This window comes from Sphingobium sp. (genome assembly GCF_041987595.1).
Lineage (GTDB): Bacteria > Pseudomonadota > Alphaproteobacteria > Sphingomonadales > Sphingomonadaceae > Sphingobium.
Genome location: NZ_JBHIWJ010000037.1, coordinates 22,836 through 39,624 on the forward strand (window position 1 = coordinate 22,836; position 16,789 = coordinate 39,624).

Annotated in this window: 19 protein-coding genes; 6 read left to right on the forward strand and 13 right to left on the reverse strand. The window is 63.8% G+C overall.

Annotated elements, in window-relative coordinates:
* Positions 1 to 271 precede the first annotated feature (271 nt).
* The 5 genes from ACFC3J_RS11440 to ACFC3J_RS11460 all read left to right on the forward strand — a co-directional run bounded on the left by ACFC3J_RS11440 (position 272) and on the right by ACFC3J_RS11460 (position 5,386).
* Positions 272 to 1,039, forward strand: a complete 768-nt coding sequence (locus ACFC3J_RS11440; RefSeq protein WP_375196297.1) for a hypothetical protein — start codon at positions 272 to 274, stop codon at positions 1,037 to 1,039.
* A 170-nt stretch (positions 1,040 to 1,209) separates the two neighbouring features.
* On the forward strand, positions 1,210 to 2,427 hold the full coding sequence (locus tag ACFC3J_RS11445) for an argininosuccinate synthase (RefSeq protein ID WP_375196298.1): 1,218 nt from the start codon (positions 1,210 to 1,212) through the stop codon (positions 2,425 to 2,427).
* Between the two features lie 138 nt (positions 2,428 to 2,565).
* Complete coding sequence (locus tag ACFC3J_RS11450) at positions 2,566 to 3,222, forward strand: EF-hand domain-containing protein (RefSeq protein ID WP_375196299.1); 657 nt, start codon at positions 2,566 to 2,568, stop codon at positions 3,220 to 3,222.
* Between the two features lie 98 nt (positions 3,223 to 3,320).
* Positions 3,321 to 4,040, forward strand: coding sequence for a response regulator (locus ACFC3J_RS11455; protein WP_375196300.1), 720 nt, complete (start codon positions 3,321 to 3,323; stop codon positions 4,038 to 4,040).
* Positions 4,037 to 5,386 carry an ATP-binding protein gene (locus ACFC3J_RS11460; protein ID WP_375196301.1) on the forward strand — a complete coding sequence of 450 codons (1,350 nt, stop codon included), beginning with the start codon at positions 4,037 to 4,039 and terminating at the stop codon, positions 5,384 to 5,386. The genes ACFC3J_RS11455 and ACFC3J_RS11460 overlap by 4 nt, the downstream gene beginning before the upstream one ends.
* Before the next feature lie 61 nt (positions 5,387 to 5,447).
* Here the strand turns inward: ACFC3J_RS11460 and ACFC3J_RS11465 are convergent, their stop codons facing one another.
* The 13 genes from ACFC3J_RS11465 to flgB form a co-directional block, all read right to left on the reverse strand.
* On the reverse strand, positions 5,448 to 6,503 hold the full coding sequence (locus ACFC3J_RS11465; RefSeq protein ID WP_375196302.1) for a flagellar motor protein MotB: 1,056 nt from the start codon (positions 6,501 to 6,503) through the stop codon (positions 5,448 to 5,450).
* Positions 6,504 to 6,506: 3 nt separating this feature from the next.
* On the reverse strand, positions 6,507 to 7,370 hold the full coding sequence (gene motA, locus ACFC3J_RS11470; RefSeq protein ID WP_192668638.1) for a flagellar motor stator protein MotA: 864 nt from the start codon (positions 7,368 to 7,370) through the stop codon (positions 6,507 to 6,509).
* A gap of 227 nt (positions 7,371 to 7,597) precedes the next feature.
* On the reverse strand, positions 7,598 to 8,443 hold the full coding sequence (locus ACFC3J_RS11475) for a flagellin (protein WP_375196303.1): 846 nt from the start codon (positions 8,441 to 8,443) through the stop codon (positions 7,598 to 7,600).
* Between the two features lie 17 nt (positions 8,444 to 8,460).
* Positions 8,461 to 9,795: a flagellar hook-associated protein FlgK gene (gene flgK / locus ACFC3J_RS11480; RefSeq protein WP_375196304.1), complete on the reverse strand. Its 1,335-nt coding sequence runs from the start codon at positions 9,793 to 9,795 to the stop codon at positions 8,461 to 8,463.
* The gene (locus ACFC3J_RS11485; protein WP_375196305.1) at positions 9,792 to 10,112 is read right to left on the reverse strand and encodes a rod-binding protein; all 321 of its coding nucleotides are present in this window, start codon (positions 10,110 to 10,112) and stop codon (positions 9,792 to 9,794) included. The genes flgK and ACFC3J_RS11485 overlap by 4 nt, the downstream gene beginning before the upstream one ends.
* A complete protein-coding gene (locus tag ACFC3J_RS11490) occupies positions 10,112 to 11,209 on the reverse strand; it encodes a flagellar basal body P-ring protein FlgI (RefSeq protein ID WP_375196306.1) in 1,098 nt (365 codons plus the stop codon). Before ACFC3J_RS11490 ends, ACFC3J_RS11485 begins: the two co-directional genes overlap by 1 nt.
* A gap of 14 nt (positions 11,210 to 11,223) precedes the next feature.
* On the reverse strand, positions 11,224 to 11,901 hold the full coding sequence (locus tag ACFC3J_RS11495; protein WP_375196313.1) for a flagellar basal body L-ring protein FlgH: 678 nt from the start codon (positions 11,899 to 11,901) through the stop codon (positions 11,224 to 11,226).
* 8 nt (positions 11,902 to 11,909) lie between these two features.
* Entirely contained in the window at positions 11,910 to 12,698 is a 789-nt protein-coding gene (gene flgG / locus ACFC3J_RS11500; protein ID WP_375196307.1) for a flagellar basal-body rod protein FlgG, read from the reverse strand.
* Between the two features lie 56 nt (positions 12,699 to 12,754).
* Positions 12,755 to 13,498: a flagellar basal body rod protein FlgF gene (locus ACFC3J_RS11505; RefSeq protein WP_375196308.1), complete on the reverse strand. Its 744-nt coding sequence runs from the start codon at positions 13,496 to 13,498 to the stop codon at positions 12,755 to 12,757.
* A 69-nt stretch (positions 13,499 to 13,567) separates the two neighbouring features.
* On the reverse strand, positions 13,568 to 14,410 hold the full coding sequence (locus tag ACFC3J_RS11510; protein WP_375196309.1) for a flagellar hook-basal body complex protein: 843 nt from the start codon (positions 14,408 to 14,410) through the stop codon (positions 13,568 to 13,570).
* Between the two features lie 48 nt (positions 14,411 to 14,458).
* A complete protein-coding gene (locus ACFC3J_RS11515; protein WP_375196310.1) occupies positions 14,459 to 15,127 on the reverse strand; it encodes a flagellar hook assembly protein FlgD in 669 nt (222 codons plus the stop codon).
* Positions 15,124 to 15,534: a flagellar basal body rod protein FlgC gene (gene flgC, locus ACFC3J_RS11520; RefSeq protein ID WP_375196311.1), complete on the reverse strand. Its 411-nt coding sequence runs from the start codon at positions 15,532 to 15,534 to the stop codon at positions 15,124 to 15,126. The genes ACFC3J_RS11515 and flgC overlap by 4 nt, the downstream gene beginning before the upstream one ends.
* Positions 15,535 to 15,536: 2 nt before the next feature.
* Positions 15,537 to 15,905, reverse strand: coding sequence for a flagellar basal body rod protein FlgB (gene flgB, locus ACFC3J_RS11525; protein ID WP_192668628.1), 369 nt, complete (start codon positions 15,903 to 15,905; stop codon positions 15,537 to 15,539).
* Positions 15,906 to 16,177: 272 nt separating this feature from the next.
* Between flgB and ACFC3J_RS11530 the strand changes: the two genes are divergently transcribed.
* The coding region (locus ACFC3J_RS11530; RefSeq protein ID WP_375196312.1) for a MotA/TolQ/ExbB proton channel family protein at positions 16,178 to 16,789 on the forward strand (612 nt) is incomplete at its 3' end.

Genomic DNA, 16,789 nt, shown 5'->3' on the forward strand with positions numbered 1-16,789 from the left:
CGTCGGCTTCCGGGCTCGGTTGATCCAAAATGCTGCGTTTGCGTAGAGATCGACCAGTGCCTTGGTGGGTTGGATCTTCGCTATGACTGGAAATATTCGATTTGTTCGCCCGGCCGGGGCCGCGATTGCCGCTGTTCTGGCCCTGACAACCAGCCCGCTTCATGCGCAGGCAGTGGTGGTTCCGCCGGCGGCTCCGGCGGCCGCGCCTGAACCGGCGCCCCCGCAGCCGCCTTCCGCAATGGCGCCCAATTTCGGGCCTTCGCAGCCTGTTGTGCAGCAAACCCCATCGGTGGAGGAGCGTCTTGATGCAGCCATCGCTGCATCTCAGGTGGAGCAGTCCGAGACAATCGATGCGCCCAGCCGCAAGGTTGCACCCATGGATGCGACGCAACGGGCCTCGGTGCGTGCGACGACTCCTGCCCCGGTTGCAGCCCAACCGGAGCGAACTCCGGCGCAGCAAACGCGTCCTGAAGCTGCCGTGCACGCTATGCCGGTGGCGTCCGTCCCCACAGCCGCCCCAACCCCGGCCCAGCCGACGCCTGCCGAGTCGCAACTGCGTTCGACCGATCCCGCCTTGCTCTGGGCCCTGGGTGGCGGAGCGCTGATCCTGCTGGGCTTGGGCGGGGCTGCCCTTATGCGGCGCGGAAGCCGCGTGCAATATGAGGATATACCGACGGAAGAGGCTGCCTTTATTGCGCCCCCGGAGAGGGTGGCCCCGCCTCCTGCTCCGGTGGAGACGCTGCAACCTGAACCCGCTCCCTTGGCGACAGCAGCTTCTACGCAGGAACGCCGCCTGGAAGCGATGGTGGCTGCGCCGCCGAGTCGGGAAAACCCGTTCCGCACTTACTCGAAGCGTATGACCCGAGCGAAATTTCTGCTTGCCCGGCAAAATGCGCGAAGCGCCCCGGCTTCCTTTCAGGAGGCTGCGCCTGCCGCCCCCGCCCCGCCGATCACGCACCCCACGCAGCCAACGCAGACCGTCTATCGCTTTGGGTCGGACCGGGGACGCAAAAATCTGTTCAATCCGCGCACCAGCTGATACCGGCTCTCATGATAATGAAAGGGGACGCAGGCATTGCCGCTTGCGTCCCCTTTTCCACACGCCCAATCTTCGTCGACCCGGTTGCACTTGCGCGTCTGGCCTGATACCGGCCCGCCGGTAATTTCTCGGCCCGTCACGGCCTGCTTCTACAGAAAGTCGCTGAACCCATGTCCGACAAGATCAACCGCATCGTCCTCGCCTTTTCAGGCGGTCTCGACACCAGCGTGATCCTGAAATGGCTGCAACAGACCTATCAGTGCGAGGTGGTGACCTTCACTGCCGATCTGGGACAGGGTGAGGAGCTGGAACCCGCCCGCGCGAAGGCCCGGCTGATGGGCGTCAAGGAAGAGCATATCTTCATTGACGATCTGCGCGAAGAGTTCGTCAAGGACTACGTCTTCCCGATGATGCGCTCCAACGCGCTTTATGAGGGTCTCTATCTGCTCGGCACCTCGATCGCCCGGCCGCTGATCGCCAAACGCCAGATCGAGATCGCGAAAATGGTGGGCGCCGATGCGGTTAGCCATGGCGCCACCGGCAAAGGCAATGATCAGGTCCGCTTCGAACTGGGCTATTATGGCCTCGCGCCCGACATCAAGGTGATCGCGCCCTGGCGCGAATGGGATCTGACCAGCCGTACCAGGCTGATCGAGTTCGCCGAAAAGCACCAGATTCCGATCCCCCGCGACAAGCGCGGCGAAAGCCCCTTCTCGACCGACGCGAACATGCTCCACACCAGCTCCGAGGGTAAGGTGCTGGAAGATCCGTGGGAGGAAACTCCGGACTATGTCTATTCGCGGACGGTGAACCCGGAGGACGCGCCCGACGCGCCGGAATACATCACCATCGATTTCGAGCGCGGCGACGGCGTGGCGATCAACGGTGTCGGCATGTCGCCCGCGACTCTGCTGGAAACGCTGAACGACTATGGCCGCAAGCACGGCATCGGCCGTCTCGATCTGGTCGAGAACCGCTTCGTCGGCATGAAGTCGCGCGGCATATACGAAACGCCGGGCGGCACCATCTATCATCTCGCCCATCGCGGCATCGAGCAGCTGACACTCGACCGGGGCGCCGCGCACCTTAAGGACGAGCTGGCGCCCAAATATGCCGAGCTGATCTATAACGGCTTCTGGTTCTCGCCCGAGCGCGAGATGCTCCAGGCCGCGATCGACTATAGCCAGGAGAAGGTGACCGGCACCGTTCGGCTGAAGCTCTACAAGGGCGGCGTCTATGTCGTTGGGCGCAAATCCCCAAACAGCCTCTACAGCGAGAAGGTCGTGACTTTCGAGGATGACGCGGGCGCCTATGACCAGCGCGACGCGGCTGGCTTCATCAAGCTCAATGCCCTGCGCCTTCGCTTGCTGGGACGGCGCGATCGCTGAGCATAAAAAGTCCGTCGCCCGATACAAATTGCGACAGTTTATCGGGTGACGTGACAAATTTGCGGGACAAAACTCTCTCATAAGCGTCTTCAAGGACGGCAGAGCGCCGTTCGTGACAGATGCTTTGAAGGAGGACCTATGATCCGCAGATTCATGACCACGGTGGCAGTGGGTTCGCTTTTCGTCGGCGGTCTCGCTGCCGCTCACCTTGCTTTTGCCCAGGACGGCGGGGTTGCCCCGCATGGTCCGCGCGGCGGCATGATCATGATGGCCGATGCCGACAAGGACGGCACCGTCACCAAGGCGGAACTGACCGTCGCGCTCGAGGCCCGCTTCGCCAAACTCGACGCCAATAAGGATGGAAAGCTGACCCGCGAGGATCGCGAGATCCTCCGTCAGCAGCGGCTTGATGAACGCTTCGCCGCCATGGACACCGACAGGAACGGCCAGATCAGCAAGGCGGAATTTGCTGCCGCGCATCAGGGCCGCGACGGCATGCATGATGGCGTGGGCAGACCGGACGGTCCGGATGGCAGGCGCTGGGGTCATCGTGGGCCGGGCCGCGGCATGATGCATGGCGGTCCTGATGCGGGTGGCCCGGGCGGCGTGGGTCGCGAGGGTGCAGGCAAGGACGGCACGATCACCAGGGACGAATTCATGGCCCGCCCCCTTGCCATGTTCGACAAGGCCGACGCCAATCATGACGACAAGGTGACGGCGGATGAAATGAAGGCCGCGCGCAAAGCCTTGCGTGATGGCTGGAGAGACCGCAAAGGGCCGCCGCCGGCCAACTGAGTCGGCCACATGCGGGCAGGGCGAAGGTTGCATCTTGAACCTTCGCCCTTTTGTCCCCGCCCTTTTCACGCGCCCCGAGCCATGACAAGAACCGGACCATGAGCGAACGACCCCATCTGCTGCTCGTCGATGACGAGCGTTCGATCCGCGAGCCGCTGGCGCAATATCTGTCGCGCAACGGCTTCCGCGTGACCGCCGTAGAAAGCGCGGCGGAGGCACGGCTGCGCCTCAACGCCAGCGCCATTGATCTGGTCGTGCTCGACATCATGATGCCGGGTGAGGATGGCCTGTCGCTCTGCCGCCATATCCGGGAAACCAGCGAAATTCCGGTCATCCTGCTCACCGCCCGGTCGGAAGAGACCGACCGGATCGTGGGACTGGAAATGGGCGCAGACGATTATGTCCTGAAACCGTTTTCGCCCCGCGAACTGGTCGCCCGGATCAAGGTGATCTTTCGTCGGGTCGCGACCGGAGGGCAGCGGGTAACGGCTCCCGACGGCGCCACCTATGCCTTTGCCGGCTGGCTGCTGAAGACGCAGGAGCGCACGCTGGTCGATGGCGAGGGGGTGTCTCTGCCGCTCTCGACCGCCGAATATCATTTGATGCTGGCCTTCGCGACGCGGCCCAATCAGGTGCTCAGCCGCGACCAGCTGCTGGACATCACCCAAGGGCGTGAAGCCAACGCATTCGACCGTGCCATCGACAATCAGATCAGCCGCCTGCGCAAGAAGATCGAACCGGATCCCAAGGCCCCGACGCTGATCAAGACCGTCTGGGGCGGTGGCTACACGCTGGCGGCGGATGTGCGAAAGCTGTGAAGCGTCTTCGCCTCTGGCCGCAGGGTCTGGTTGCCCAGATCATCATTCTCGTCGCCATTGCGCTGTTTGTGGCGCAGGCGATCAACTTTGCCCTGCTGTTGCGGGAGCGCACCCGGATCGAGCTGACGATGCAGACGGCGCCCGGCGTTTACCGGATTGTCGATGCGTTGGATACTCGCGACCGCCGCGCCGCTGCCGATATCAATCGCCGCAATCGCGTGCGCTTTCTGACGGCCAGTCCAACGCTGTCGGGCAAGGAAAGACCGGATATCGAAAAGCGCGCCAGGGCGATGTTCGACGATGTCGGCGTCTCCATCCGGTCGCTGCGGGTGATCGAGGATCGTCAGGCGCCGCCCCCGCGCCGTTGGACCAGTTTGCGCATGCATGCGAGTCGCGCCCCGGATCATGGGCGTGCGGCGCGCCTGACGATGGCCGCGGAATATGCGCCCGGCAAATGGGCGGTGACCCAGACGCGCACCGGCGGCATACCACAACGCTATGGCGGTTGGCTGGTCGGCCAGACCCTGATCCTCTACGTCATCGTGCTGTTGCCGTTACTCTGGGTCGGGCGCAGGCTGGCGCGGCCCTTGCGGCAGTTGACCCGGTCGGCTGAACAATTCGCCCGCACCGGTTCCGCCGATGCCGTCGAGGAATGCGGTCCCGGCGATGTGCGTCAGCTTACCACCGCCTTCAATGCCATGCGCAGCCGTATCTTTGCGATGCTGAATGAAAAAGACCGGATGCTGGGCGCGATCGGGCATGATCTGCGCACACCGCTGGCTTCGCTTCGGGTGCGCACGGAGTCGGTCGAGGACGAGTCGGAGCGGACCCGCATGTCGGAAACCATCAATGAGATGAACCGGATGCTAGAGGACATATTGTCCCTCGCGCGGGCAGGACGCAGCAGCGAAGCTCAGCAGAAGGTCGATCTGGCCGCGCTGGCCGATGCGGTGGTGGAGGATTTCCTCGAGCTGGGGGCGCCTGTCGATCTGGCCGACAGCGAGAGGGCGGTCGCCAATGTGCGTCCGCAGCAGATTCGTCGGGCGCTGCGCAACCTGATCGAAAACGCCGTCGTTTATGGCGAGCGCGCCCATATATCGGTTGAACGGGGCGACGGCACCATTCGCCTGATCGTCGCCGATGACGGCCCCGGCATAGCGGAGGATCGGATGGAGGAGATGATGGAGCCTTTCACCAGGCTCGAGGGTTCGCGCAATCGCGAGACGGGCGGAGCTGGGCTGGGGCTGGCGCTGGTGCGGGCAATCATGGCCGAACATGGGGGGGCTTTAAGGCTCGCAAATCGTCCGCAAGGCGGGTTGGAGGCGAGCCTAGTTCTTCCGGCCTGAACCGATCATTGTGCGCCATTCCCTCCCGCTCGCGGGAGGGGGCACACCCGTATCGGCCGGTTCAGTGCTTCCCCGGCTTGTTGGACGTGCCCGGCGCGGTGGGGTTGATCAGCGTCGCCCCGGCAGGCAGTCCCGTGCCTCCCATGTCGAGCTTTTGCGCTTCTGCCCGAGCGACGGTCATGGGATTGTCCCGCTCCTTGATCGCCGCCCTGGTTTGCGCGTCGAGCTGTTCGTCCGGATCGCTGTCACTGCTTCCCCGGGTCCAGCCCAGGATGATCGACATGCGGCGGTTGCGCGGGTCGTAAACATCATCCTTGGCGAAGGGTTCACGGTCGGCGACGCCTTCGATCCGGGCGAAGCGGTCATTGCCTATGCCATTGCCGGCTAGCGCCTTGCGCGTCGCCTCCGCGCGGGCGGAAGAGAGCATCCAGTTGTTCATCGTCTGACCGGAACTGTAGGGCAGGCCATCGGTGTGGCCCCGCACGATCAGCGGATTGGGCATGGTCTTGATCGTCTGCGCGACTTCATTCACGAGCTGCCGGGCCTGCGGCAGCAGGCGATCAGTACCCATCGCGAACATCGCGAAATCCGCCTCGTCGATCAGGTCGATGCGCAGCCCTTCGCGGGTTTCGGTGAAACGGATATTCTTGAGCAGTCTGGCCATGCCCTGACGCTTGGCCATGCGCGCTTCCAGTTCCCGCTTGATCGATTGGAATTTGGCGCGGTCGGCCGCCTTTGTGGCCTTGCCGCCCTGATCCTTGGTGCCTGACGCGTCGCGCGGCATGGTGATGGCCAGATTGCCCTGACCGCCAGTGGTCGGGTAATTTTCCTTGCCCATCATGCTGTCGCCGCCGAACATGCCGTTCGAACCCGCCGAATTTTCCCTCAGTTGCACCAGCGTCGGCGTGAAATAGTCCGCCAGCCCCTTGCGCTGCTTTTCGGTGGTCGCTCCCAGCAGCCACATCAGCAGGAAGAAGGCCATCATCGCCGTCACGAAGTCGGCATAGGCGACCTTCCATGCGCCACCATGATGGCCGCCATGGCCGTCGACGATGATCTTCTTGACGATGATCGGCCGTGGTTCCGGCTCGTTCGCGCCGCGCTTTTTCTCCGCCATGGCTTATTTGCCCCGCATGCCGTCGAACACTTCGGCGAAGGCCGGCTGGTTCGCATGGGTCAGGCTGGAACGCGCGGCCTCGATCACCAGTGGCTGCGGATGGCCGTGCAGCGAGGCGACGATGATCTGCTTGACGACATGGTACATGGATCCGTCCGCCTCGATCACCGCCCGGCAGCGATTGGCAAAGGGATTGACCATGCCGTAGGCGAGCAGAACGCCGAGGAAGGTGCCGACCAGCGCCGAACCGATCATGCCGCCCAGAATCGCCGGGGGCTGGTCGATCGACCCCATGGTCTTGACCACGCCCAGCACCGCCGCGACGATTCCGAGGGCGGGGAGGGCGTCGGCCAGCCCCTGAAGATTGTCGGCCGGGCGCAGCGCCTCATGATGGTGCGTCTTGAGCGCATTATCCATCACTTCCTCGACCGCGTGGGGGTCGAGCGTGCCGGACGATACGACGACCAGCCGCAGCGTGTCGCTGATCAGGTGGATCAGCGTCTTGTCGCCCATCAGGCGCGGATATTCGGAAAAGATGGTCGAGCTGGACGGGTCCTCGATATGCGGTTCCAGCGCCACCGGCCCTTCGACGCGCAGCGTTTTCATCAGGCGCGAGACGAGGAAGATGCAGTCGAGAAAGTCCTGCTTCTTATATTTCGGCCCCTTGAAAACCTTGCCCAGACCGCCGCCCAGCGCCTTCAGGTCGGAACCCGAATTGCCGATGATGAGCGCGCCGACCGCCGCGCCCCCGATGATGATCATTTCATGGGGCAGGGCATGCAGAACCGGGCCGATGTCGCCGCCGGTAAAGATGAAGCCGCCGAACACCATGGCGAGCAGCACGACCAGGCCGATGATTGCGAACATGAATTATCCCCGAATTCTGCCCGAAGGCGCCGTCTCGAACGAGCATCGCATGAAGAGGCTCTCGATTGGTTAATACGGCTTGGTTATGCTGTGATTTAGGGCGCCGGTCGAAAAATCGATAACCCTGTTTTCGTCCGAAATGCGCGGCCTTATCAGCCGGTTGCCTTAAACCGGGCCGAAAGTCAGGGCAGCAGGGGGTGCGCCGCCGGGGCGCACCTTTTCCCCTTTTACTTGATAAGGTCGAACAGCGTCTGCTGGTTGATCCGCGCAAAGGCCGACTGGGCAGCCTCGAGCTGGAGCAGCTTGGCCGAAACCGAGGAGATCACTTCGGTCAGATCGGTCGATTCCAGATTCTGCCGCCGCTCCGTCAGATCGAGATCGACGTTGGTCAGCCGCGTGCCGATCGTGTCCAGCCGGTCCGAACGGACGCCCTGCTTGGTCTGTTCCAGCACGACATGGCCTTGCGCCGCCTTGATCGCGTCGAGGCCGGAGGCGAGATCCGCATCGGTGCCGCTTTGCAGCGCCGTGATGCCCTGGTTCAATATGGCGTCGATCGACATGGGGGTGCCGTTGACGTCGATGCCCTCGGACACTTCCTGCTTGGTGCCGACGACCGCAAGATTGAGGCCCCGGCTGACCGGGACCAGAACGCTCTGGCCATCGTCGAAAACCGGCACGCCATTATAGTCGGTCTGGTTCAGCAGCGAATTGATCGTCGTGCGGATCGTCTTCATTTCCTCAAGGATCGCCGTCTTGCCGGTGTCGCTGAGCGACCCGTTGCGCGCCGAGGTCATCAGTTCCTGCGCGCGGGTCAGCAGATTGTTCATTTCGTCCAGATTGGATTCCGCCGTCGATGCGCGCGTCGTTCCAGTGCTGATATTGCTCTGCCAGGCGGCCTGCTGCGCCTGAGCGCGGCCGATGTCCGACACCTGCACCCAGGCGAGCGCGTCGTCCGAAGGCTTGGTCAGCGTCTTGCCGGTCGAAATGGCGGTCTGGCCGTTGACGATGCTTTGCGACAGTTCCTGCTGGCGGCGGATTTCTGCCAGAAGGACCTTGTTGGTGATGCCTACCATGGTTCCGTTTCCTTCCGTCAGATGATCTGCATGATGGCGTCGACGGTTTCCTTCGCCACCTGAAGGATCTTCGCGCAGCCCGAATAGGCCTGCTGGATGCGCAGCAGGTCGGCGGCCTCGACGTCGAGGTCGACGCCGCTCACCGCCTCGCGGGCGGCGACCGCCTGATCGCTGCGATTCTGGGCCGTCGTGTGTTCCGCCTTGGTGGCGGAAAGCAGATTGGCCTGGGTCGCGATCAGTGCGGACCAGCCCTGCTCCACGCTGCCATTGCCGCGCAATGCGGTGGATACGGTCAGCAGATTGCCGTTCGCCGTGCCGTCAGACGATTTGGTGGCGAGCTGCGTCGGGTCGGAGATCAGCGCCGTCATGGTCGCCGCGCTCGTGCCGGACAGCAGGGCAGCGCCGCTGGCGCCGCCGTCGGTCGTGCCCTGCGCATGCCAGTTGTTCACATCCGTAACGAACTGCTGGGCGAGCGCGTCGAGACTGGTGCGCCGCTGTGTCACCTTGTCGGCGGAGGAAAACAGGCCGCCCAGGGTGCCGTTTGACGGAGCACTCAGTGCCGTGCCGCCGCTGGTCGCCAGCGCCATGGTTCCGTCCGTGTTGACGGTCAGCGCGACCGTCGTGGCATTGGCGCCCTGCACCAGCGACTGACCGTTATAGTTGACGATGGCCTGTCCGTTGGTGCCGAAGCTGATGTCGACATTGAGATTGGAAGAGAGCGTATTGAGCGCCGCATCCCGGCTGTCGAGCAGCTGGTTGTAGGCGGACGTGCCCGGCGTTGCGCGCAGCAGGCTGTTGTTGATGTCAGCCAGATCGTCGATTGAACGGTTGATGGTAGCTACCGAGGACTGGGCTTCGGTGGCAATGCCGCTCGACACCTGTTGCAGATCGGCCGAGGTTTGCTGAAAGGCCTGAGCCACGCGGCTGATGCTGTCCAGCACGGTCACGCGCAGCGACTTGTCGTTCGGACTGGCGGCCAGCTTGTCCAGATTCTGATACATGGTCGTCATCAGCTGGCCGACGCCGGTTTCCGTGTCGTTGAGCGCGGTTTCCGAATCGGTCAGCCAGCGCAGCCGCGCGGTCGAGCTGCCCAGCGACATGCCGGTATAGCGCACCGCGGCATCCAGATAGGGATCGGTGGCGCGATTGACGCTTTTGACGTCGGTGCCGCCGAAATTGGCGCGAGAGGTGTAAAAGGCCATGGTCGCGGTCGACGATCCGGACTCGACCGTCGTGACCGAGCGGCGCGAATAGCCTTCCGTGCCGGCATTGGCGATATTTTCCGACACCGCCGCCATGGCCGTGCGATAGGCCTTGGTGCCCGACGCGCCGATGATGAAGAGGTCGCTCATTCGCTCTTGCCTGCGGCGCTCATGCTGGTGCCAGCTCTGGCGCCGAACTGGTGCATCAGCATTTCGGCGATGCCCAGCGTGCCCTTTGTCGCCATGCTGTCGGCGGTGCGGGCGTCGGCCATGTCGCGAAACTGATCGGTCGCGCTTGATTCGTCGATGCCCTCGGCAAGACTCGCCGAACGCATCGCGCCCATCATCTGGCGCAGGAAGATGGCCTCAAACTGCTGCGCGGCTTTTCCCAGTGCAGCCTTGTCCTGCGGTCGCCCTGCCGTTCCGGAGGCCGCTGTTCCTGTTGTCGAAGTTGCACCAATCTGCATCACAACACCACCAGTTCGGCCTTGAGCGCTCCAGCCTGTTTCAGGGCTTCGAGGATCGCGACCATGTCTGCGGGGGAGGCGCCGATGGCGTTCACCGCTTTGACTATATCGGCCAGCGATGCTCCACCTTTAAAATTAATCATCGGTTTCTTTTCCTGATCGATCGAAATCGAGCTGGATTGCTCCACCGCCGTCTGCCCCTGAGAGAAGGGTGCGGGCTGGACCACGCGGGGCGATTCATTGACGCTGACGGTGATTTTTCCGTGCGCGATGGCGGCCGGGTGGATCTTTACCGCGCCGTTGATGACGACCGTGCCGGTGCGGGCGTTGACGATCACCTTGGCGGGGGCGTCGGCGGGCGACACCTCGATATTCTCGATCATGCCCATCATCATGATGCGGTCGCTGGCGCCCGGTGCGGCGTCGATCGTGACCGACACGGCATCCACTGCCCTTGCGCGATGGTCGCCATAGGTGCGGTTTATGCCGTCCGCGACCCTGAGCGCCGTGGTGAGATCGGCTTCGGACAGGTTGAAGGTGAGCGTGGGCGCGGTATCGAAGCCGGTCGCGACAGCGCGTTCGACCGTGGCGCCGCCGGGAATGCGGCCCGCCGAGGGAATGTTGACGGAAACCTGGCTGCCGTCCGCGCCGGACACGCCAAGGCCGCCGACGGCGAGATTGCCCTGCGCCATGCCGTAAATCTCGTTATCCGCGCCGCGAAGGGGGGTCATGATGAGCGTGCCGCCGCGCAGCGACTTGGCCTTGCCCAGAGCGGAGACCGTGACGTCCAGCCGCTGGCCGGGCTTGGCGAAGGCGGGCAGGTCCGCCGTCACCAGCACCGCCGCCGCGTTTTTGAGCGCCGGATTGATCCCCTGCGGCAAGGTCAGGCCGAAGCGCGAAACCACGCCCTTCATGCCCTGCGTCGCATAATCCAGACTGTCGTCGCCCGTGCCAGCGAGGCCCACGACGATGCCGTAGCCGGTCAGCTGGTTGGGCCGCACGCCCTGAAATGTGCCCAGATCCTTGATCCGTTCGGCGTGGGCCGGAACAGCGAAAAGGGCCGTGAGGGGCAGCAGCAAGCGAAGCAGGCGGGTCATGGCGTGCATGTCCATCAAAAGGGGCTGATCATGGAGAAGAAGCGCTGCAACCAGCCCTGGCGGCTGGCGCGCGCGATTTCCCCCTTGCCGGTGTAGATGATCTTGGCGTCGGCCACCCGGGTCGATGCGATGCGGTTGTCCGGACCGATATCGGCCTGACGGACGAGGCCGCTGATCTGGATGAACTCGTCCCCGCGATTGAGCGTCAGCGCCTTCTCGCCCTTCACCAGCATCGTGCCGTTGGGATAGGTCGCCGCGATGGTCACGGTGATCTCACCATTCAGGGCATTGGACTGGGTGGCGGCGCCCTTGCCGGTGAAGGCGCTGGTGCCGCTGGAGGTGATGTCGCTGGACTTGATGATCTTGGACAATATGCCGGTGGCGGGCGGCGTCAGGCCGATATTGCCGTCGCGGCTGGTGTCGGCGCTGTTGCTCTTGGTCGCCTGGGTCTTCTCGACAAGGACGATGGTGATGATGTCGCCCACGCTGGTCGCCCGCGCCCCGCTGGTGAGCGGGGTGTAGCCCATCGACGCCTGAAAGATCGATCCGTTGGCGACCGGAGCGGCAGGGGCGGCAACGACCGAGGGGGCATAAAATTGCCGCTCGGCATCCCGCTTCTTGCCGGCCATTGCCGGGGAAGCGGCGAAGGCCGTCAGGGACAGGGCGACGAGGGAGACGGAAGCGGTGCGCATCGTCATTCTCACAGCTGCTGGTTGGCGTATTGCAGCATTTCGTCGGTCGCCTTGATCATCTTCGAATTGACCTCATAGGCGCGCTGGGTTTCGATCATGTCGACCAGCTCTTCCACGACATTGACGTTGGACGTTTCCAGATAGCCCGAGCGGACGACGCCGCGGCCGTCGAGGCCCGCGACACCGACCTGCGGGGTGCCGCTGGCGGCCGTTTCCTTGAGCAGGTTGCCGCCCACTGACTGGAGACCGCCGGGGTTCATGAAGCTGGCCAGTTCGATCTGGCCAAGCTGGGTCGGTTCGCTCTGCCCCTGCAGCGTGGCGGAAACTGTGCCGTCATTGCCGATGGTAACGCTGGTCGCGCCCTCCGGCACGGTGATCTGCGGGATCAGCGGCAGGCCGTCGCTGGTCACGACGACGCCTTCGGCCGTGGTCGTGAAATTGCCCGCGCGGGTATAGGCGATGGAGCCGTCGGGCTGTTGCACCTGGAAATAGCCCGAACCTTCGACCGCCATGTCCAGCGCATTGCCGGTCTGATTGAGCGTGCCCTGTTCGTTGATCTTGCTGGTGCCCTGCAACGACACGCCCGAACCGAGATTGAGGCCGGTCGCGAACTTGTTTTCGCTGTCGCTGTTGGCGCCTGCGGCCACGATCTGCTGATAGGCCAGCGTCTCGAAATCGGCGCGGTCGCGCTTGAAGCCGGTGGTGTTGACGTTCGCCAGATTGTTGGCGATCACGCGCATCTTCGTGTTCTGCGCGTCAAGGCCGGTGCGGGCGACATGAAGGGCTGCGTTGGTCATCTATAGTCTCCGTGACGCATGGTCATGCACGATTAAAAGCAAGGACCGTGCCAGAATTAACCATCCAGTTTCATCAGCGATGCGCCGCCGTCGTCCAGCTGCTTGGCCGTGTCGATCATCTTGATCTGGGTTTCCCAGGCGCGGCTGGCCTCGATCATCTGCACCAGTGCCGCCGTCGCGTTGACGTTCGACCCTTCCAGCGATCCGCCGGTCACGGTGGCGATCGGATCATCGGGCAGGGCGCCGCCATTCACTTCGCGGAACAGGCCGTCCGTGCCCTTCGCGATGCTGGAACCGACCGGGCTGACCAGCTTCAGCTTGTCGACCTGTTGCGGATTGGCGGGGTCGCCGCCCTGCGGCACGCCCCAGATGCTGCCGTCCTTGGCGATGGAGACGCTGTCCATCTGCGGCAGGGTGATGGGACCGCCTTCGCCCAGCACAGGCATGCCGTCGCCGGTCGTCAGCAGGCCGCTGTCGGTGATTTTGAGGTCGCCGCGGCGCGTATAGGCTTCGCTGCCGTCCGTGGCCTGAACGGCGAGCATCGCATCGCCGTTCATGGCCACGTCCAGCGGATTGCCGGTCTGCGTGACCGCGCCTTGCGCCATGTCGGCGGCGATCACCTGTTCTGAGGCCTGCGCCCGCGTGTCGAACGTGTTGCCCTTGATCCAGCGCGTCTCGGCATTGGCGATCTCGCCACGAAAGCCGGTGGTGTTGACGTTCGCCAGATTGTTGGAAATCGCCGCCTGTCGCGCCATCGCGCCGCGCATCGCGGTGAGAGCCGTGTTGACGAGCCTGTCCATGGGTTTTTCCTGTTCTTGCGGGCGTTTTTGACGGCCGCGACCTCCCGCGGGAGGTCGCTAATGGCTGTCTTAGGTGCGCATGTTGACGATGGTGGTGGACAGCGTGTTGGCCGCCTCGATCGCCTTCGAGTTCGCCTGGAAATTGCGCTGCGCCGAGATCAGGGCGACAAGCTCTTCCGTGATGTCGACGTTGGAACGTTCCAGCGCACCCGAGCGGACCGAACCGTAAAGGCCGCTATTGCCCATGCCCAGCATGGGCGCGCCGCTGGCGTTGGTGGAGGTCCAGTGCGCGTCGCCCTGCTGGCGCAGGCCTTCCTGGCTGTTGAAGGCGGCCATGGCGGTCGCGCCGAGATAGACGGTGGTGCCGTCCGCATAGACGCCGGTGATCTTGCCTTCTTCCGACACGCCGACGCTGGACAGCTGGTTGCCGGTTGCGCCCGCGGGCCAGTTGGTCGGCACCTGAAGGTCGGTCAGCGAGGCGGTGGTCAGCGGCGCAGCCGCGGTCGAAGCGCCCGTGGTGGGATCGAGCGGGATTACCTGGAGCCGCGCGCCGGTCGTATCGACGACATAGCGGTTCTCATCGACGGAAAAGGCGCCGTTGCGGGTATAGCTCACCTGATCGTCGGCGGTGCGCTTCACCGTGAAGAAGCCTTCGCCGGTGATGGCGAGGTCCAGCGTCTTGTCGGTGGTTTCGATCGTGCCCTGCGTGAACTGCTGGTTGACGCCCTGCACGCGGACGCCCTGACCCGACACCTGCGTCGTGGTCTGCATCGGCGCGGAAGCGAAGATGTCGCCGAACACGGCCTGGCTCTTCTTGAAGGCGGTCGAGTTCACGTTGGCGACGTTGTTGGAGATGGTCGAGAGGTCGGACTGGGCCGCCTTGAGACCGGAAAGCGAAATGTAGAAGGACATGGCGTTGCTCCTTGGGTGAAAGGATCTTGGGGTGAAAAGGATATGGGGCTAGGCGAGAGAAAGGGCGTCGCTGGGGCTGTATGTCCCCAAAGCGGTGATCAGCTTGGATGAGCTGCCGTCCGCGGGTGACTGGACGGCGGCGATGGTGGCCCAGCTGGCGACCCGCGTGGGCGTGGCGCCATTGACCTTGATCTGGAGCGCATCGGTGGCGACGGTGTTGCCCGCGTCATCCTTGCCGTCCCAGTAGAAGTTGACGTCGCCCTTCGCCTGATCGCCCAGGTCGATCGTCTTGACGACATTGCCGCTGCCGTCGACCAGATCGACGGATGCGCCGCTGGTCGCGCTGTCGAAGCTGAGCTGGCCGATATACTGGCCTGCGGAATCCGGCGCGACGACATTGCTTTTGACCAGCATGGATTTGCCGATCCAGCTCGCCGCATCGCCCAACCGCGAGCCGGACAGGCCTTCCAGCGTCGTCTTCATCGACGCCAGATTGCTGTTCATTTCGGCGATGCCGGACGATTGGGTGATGGTCGCCATCTGCGACACCATCTGCGTGCTGTCCATCGGGTCCATCGGGTCCTGCGCCTGCATCTGGGCGGTGAGCAGCTTGAGGAAATCGGTCGAATCCATTTCCGACTTGCCGGTGCCGACGTTCGAAGTGGGATTATAGACCGAGAGCCCGGCACTATCCGTGACGGTGGAGGTCGTGGTCATTTGCCGATCCTTATGGTTTCGAGCATCAGGGATTTGGCGGTGTTCAGCACCTGCACGTTGTTCTGGTACATGCGGGCGGTCTCGATCATGTCGACCAGCTCCGCGCTGCTATCCACGGCGGCTTCCCACACGTCGCCATTCTTGTCGGCCAGCGGATGGTTCGGATCGTGGCGCTTGGTCGGCTGCGCGTTCGTGGTGACGACATTCTTGACCTTCACGGTCGAGACGCCGGGGCTGTCGGTGACGGATTCGAACACCGGCTTGATCGCCCGATAGGCGTCGGCGGCGCTGCCGGTGACATTGCCTGCGTTCGCCATGTTCGAGGCGGTGGTGTTCAAACGCACCAGCTGCGCGCTCATGGCGCGGCCGGCGATGTCGAAAACATTGAGAGGACCCGAGCCGCTCATGCTCATTCTCCCTTCAGGGCGCGCGTGATGGTGTTGATGCGGCCCTCCAGAAAGGAGAGGGTCGTGCGATATTTGACGGCATTTTCCGCAAACAGCGTCTGTTCGGTGCTGAGTTCGACGGTGTTGCCGTCGAGGCTGGGCTGAAGCGGCACGCGATAGCCCATCGAGTCATCGACGGCCTGCGACACGTCGGCGGCGGATTTATTCTGCTGCGTCGTCGCTTCCTTGAGCGCGGACTCGAAATCGATGTCGCGGGCCTTGTAGCCCGGCGTCGAGGCGTTCGCGATATTGGACGCGAGCAGGGACAGGCGCTGCGAGCGAAGCGCCAGCGCCTTTCCGTGTATCCCGAACAATCCGTCTTCCAGCGACATTTCCGTCTTTCCGTTTTCGACCCGGATTTTCTCTCCGGGGGCCTAAAACTTCTGCTTCACCCGCCGTTCTGAGGCCTGATGGCGTGAACTGCGGGTGATCCAGCCTGATATTCGCAAGAGCCGTGCCAATTTGCGTGGGTGACGCATGGGCAAGGACGAAAATCGCGGAAATCAGCGGGTTTTCCCTCGTGCGGCGGCAAGGGCGGCAAAATTTTGCCGGTCGATGGCAGGGCTTTGCCGCCCGCCGGCGGGACGATTTTGGGGACGGTGATATGGTCGGACTATGGACGCATTTATTTGATCCGCTGACCCTGGCGGCGATGCTGGCGAGCATTGCCGCCGTTGCGCTGTTTCAAAATGGCGGGCGTGCTTTGGCGCGCGCCTGCTCCGCCTTGGGACCGTTGCTGATCGCCGATCCGGCCAAGGATCGCGACGCCGCCCGGGCCGCTCTGCTCAAGATCGATCAGGTGGCGCAGCTGCGGGGCCTGGCCTGCACCGACCGGGTGAAGACGGCCAATCCCTTTCTGACCGAAGCGGCGCGCAAGCTCGCCAATTGCGAAAAGACCGAACAATTCGAGCTATGGGCGGCGCAAACGCTGAGCGACCGGGCGCAGCGCCATGCCGGCGCGCGCAACGTCTGGCTGTCGATTGCCGATGCCGCGCCCGCTCTGGGCATGGCGGGCACGATCATCGGGCTGGTCGGCATGTTTGCGGCGATGGACGATCCCGCCGCGCTGGGGCCTTCCATGGCGCTGGCGCTGCTCACGACCGTGGCGGTCGGGGACGCGCAGTACCGGCACCTGGGTGCGCGTCTTGTGCGGGCCTCTGGCGGGACGCACCCAAACCGCGGCCCAGACCGACGTGCCAGGGACGATCGGCAGCGT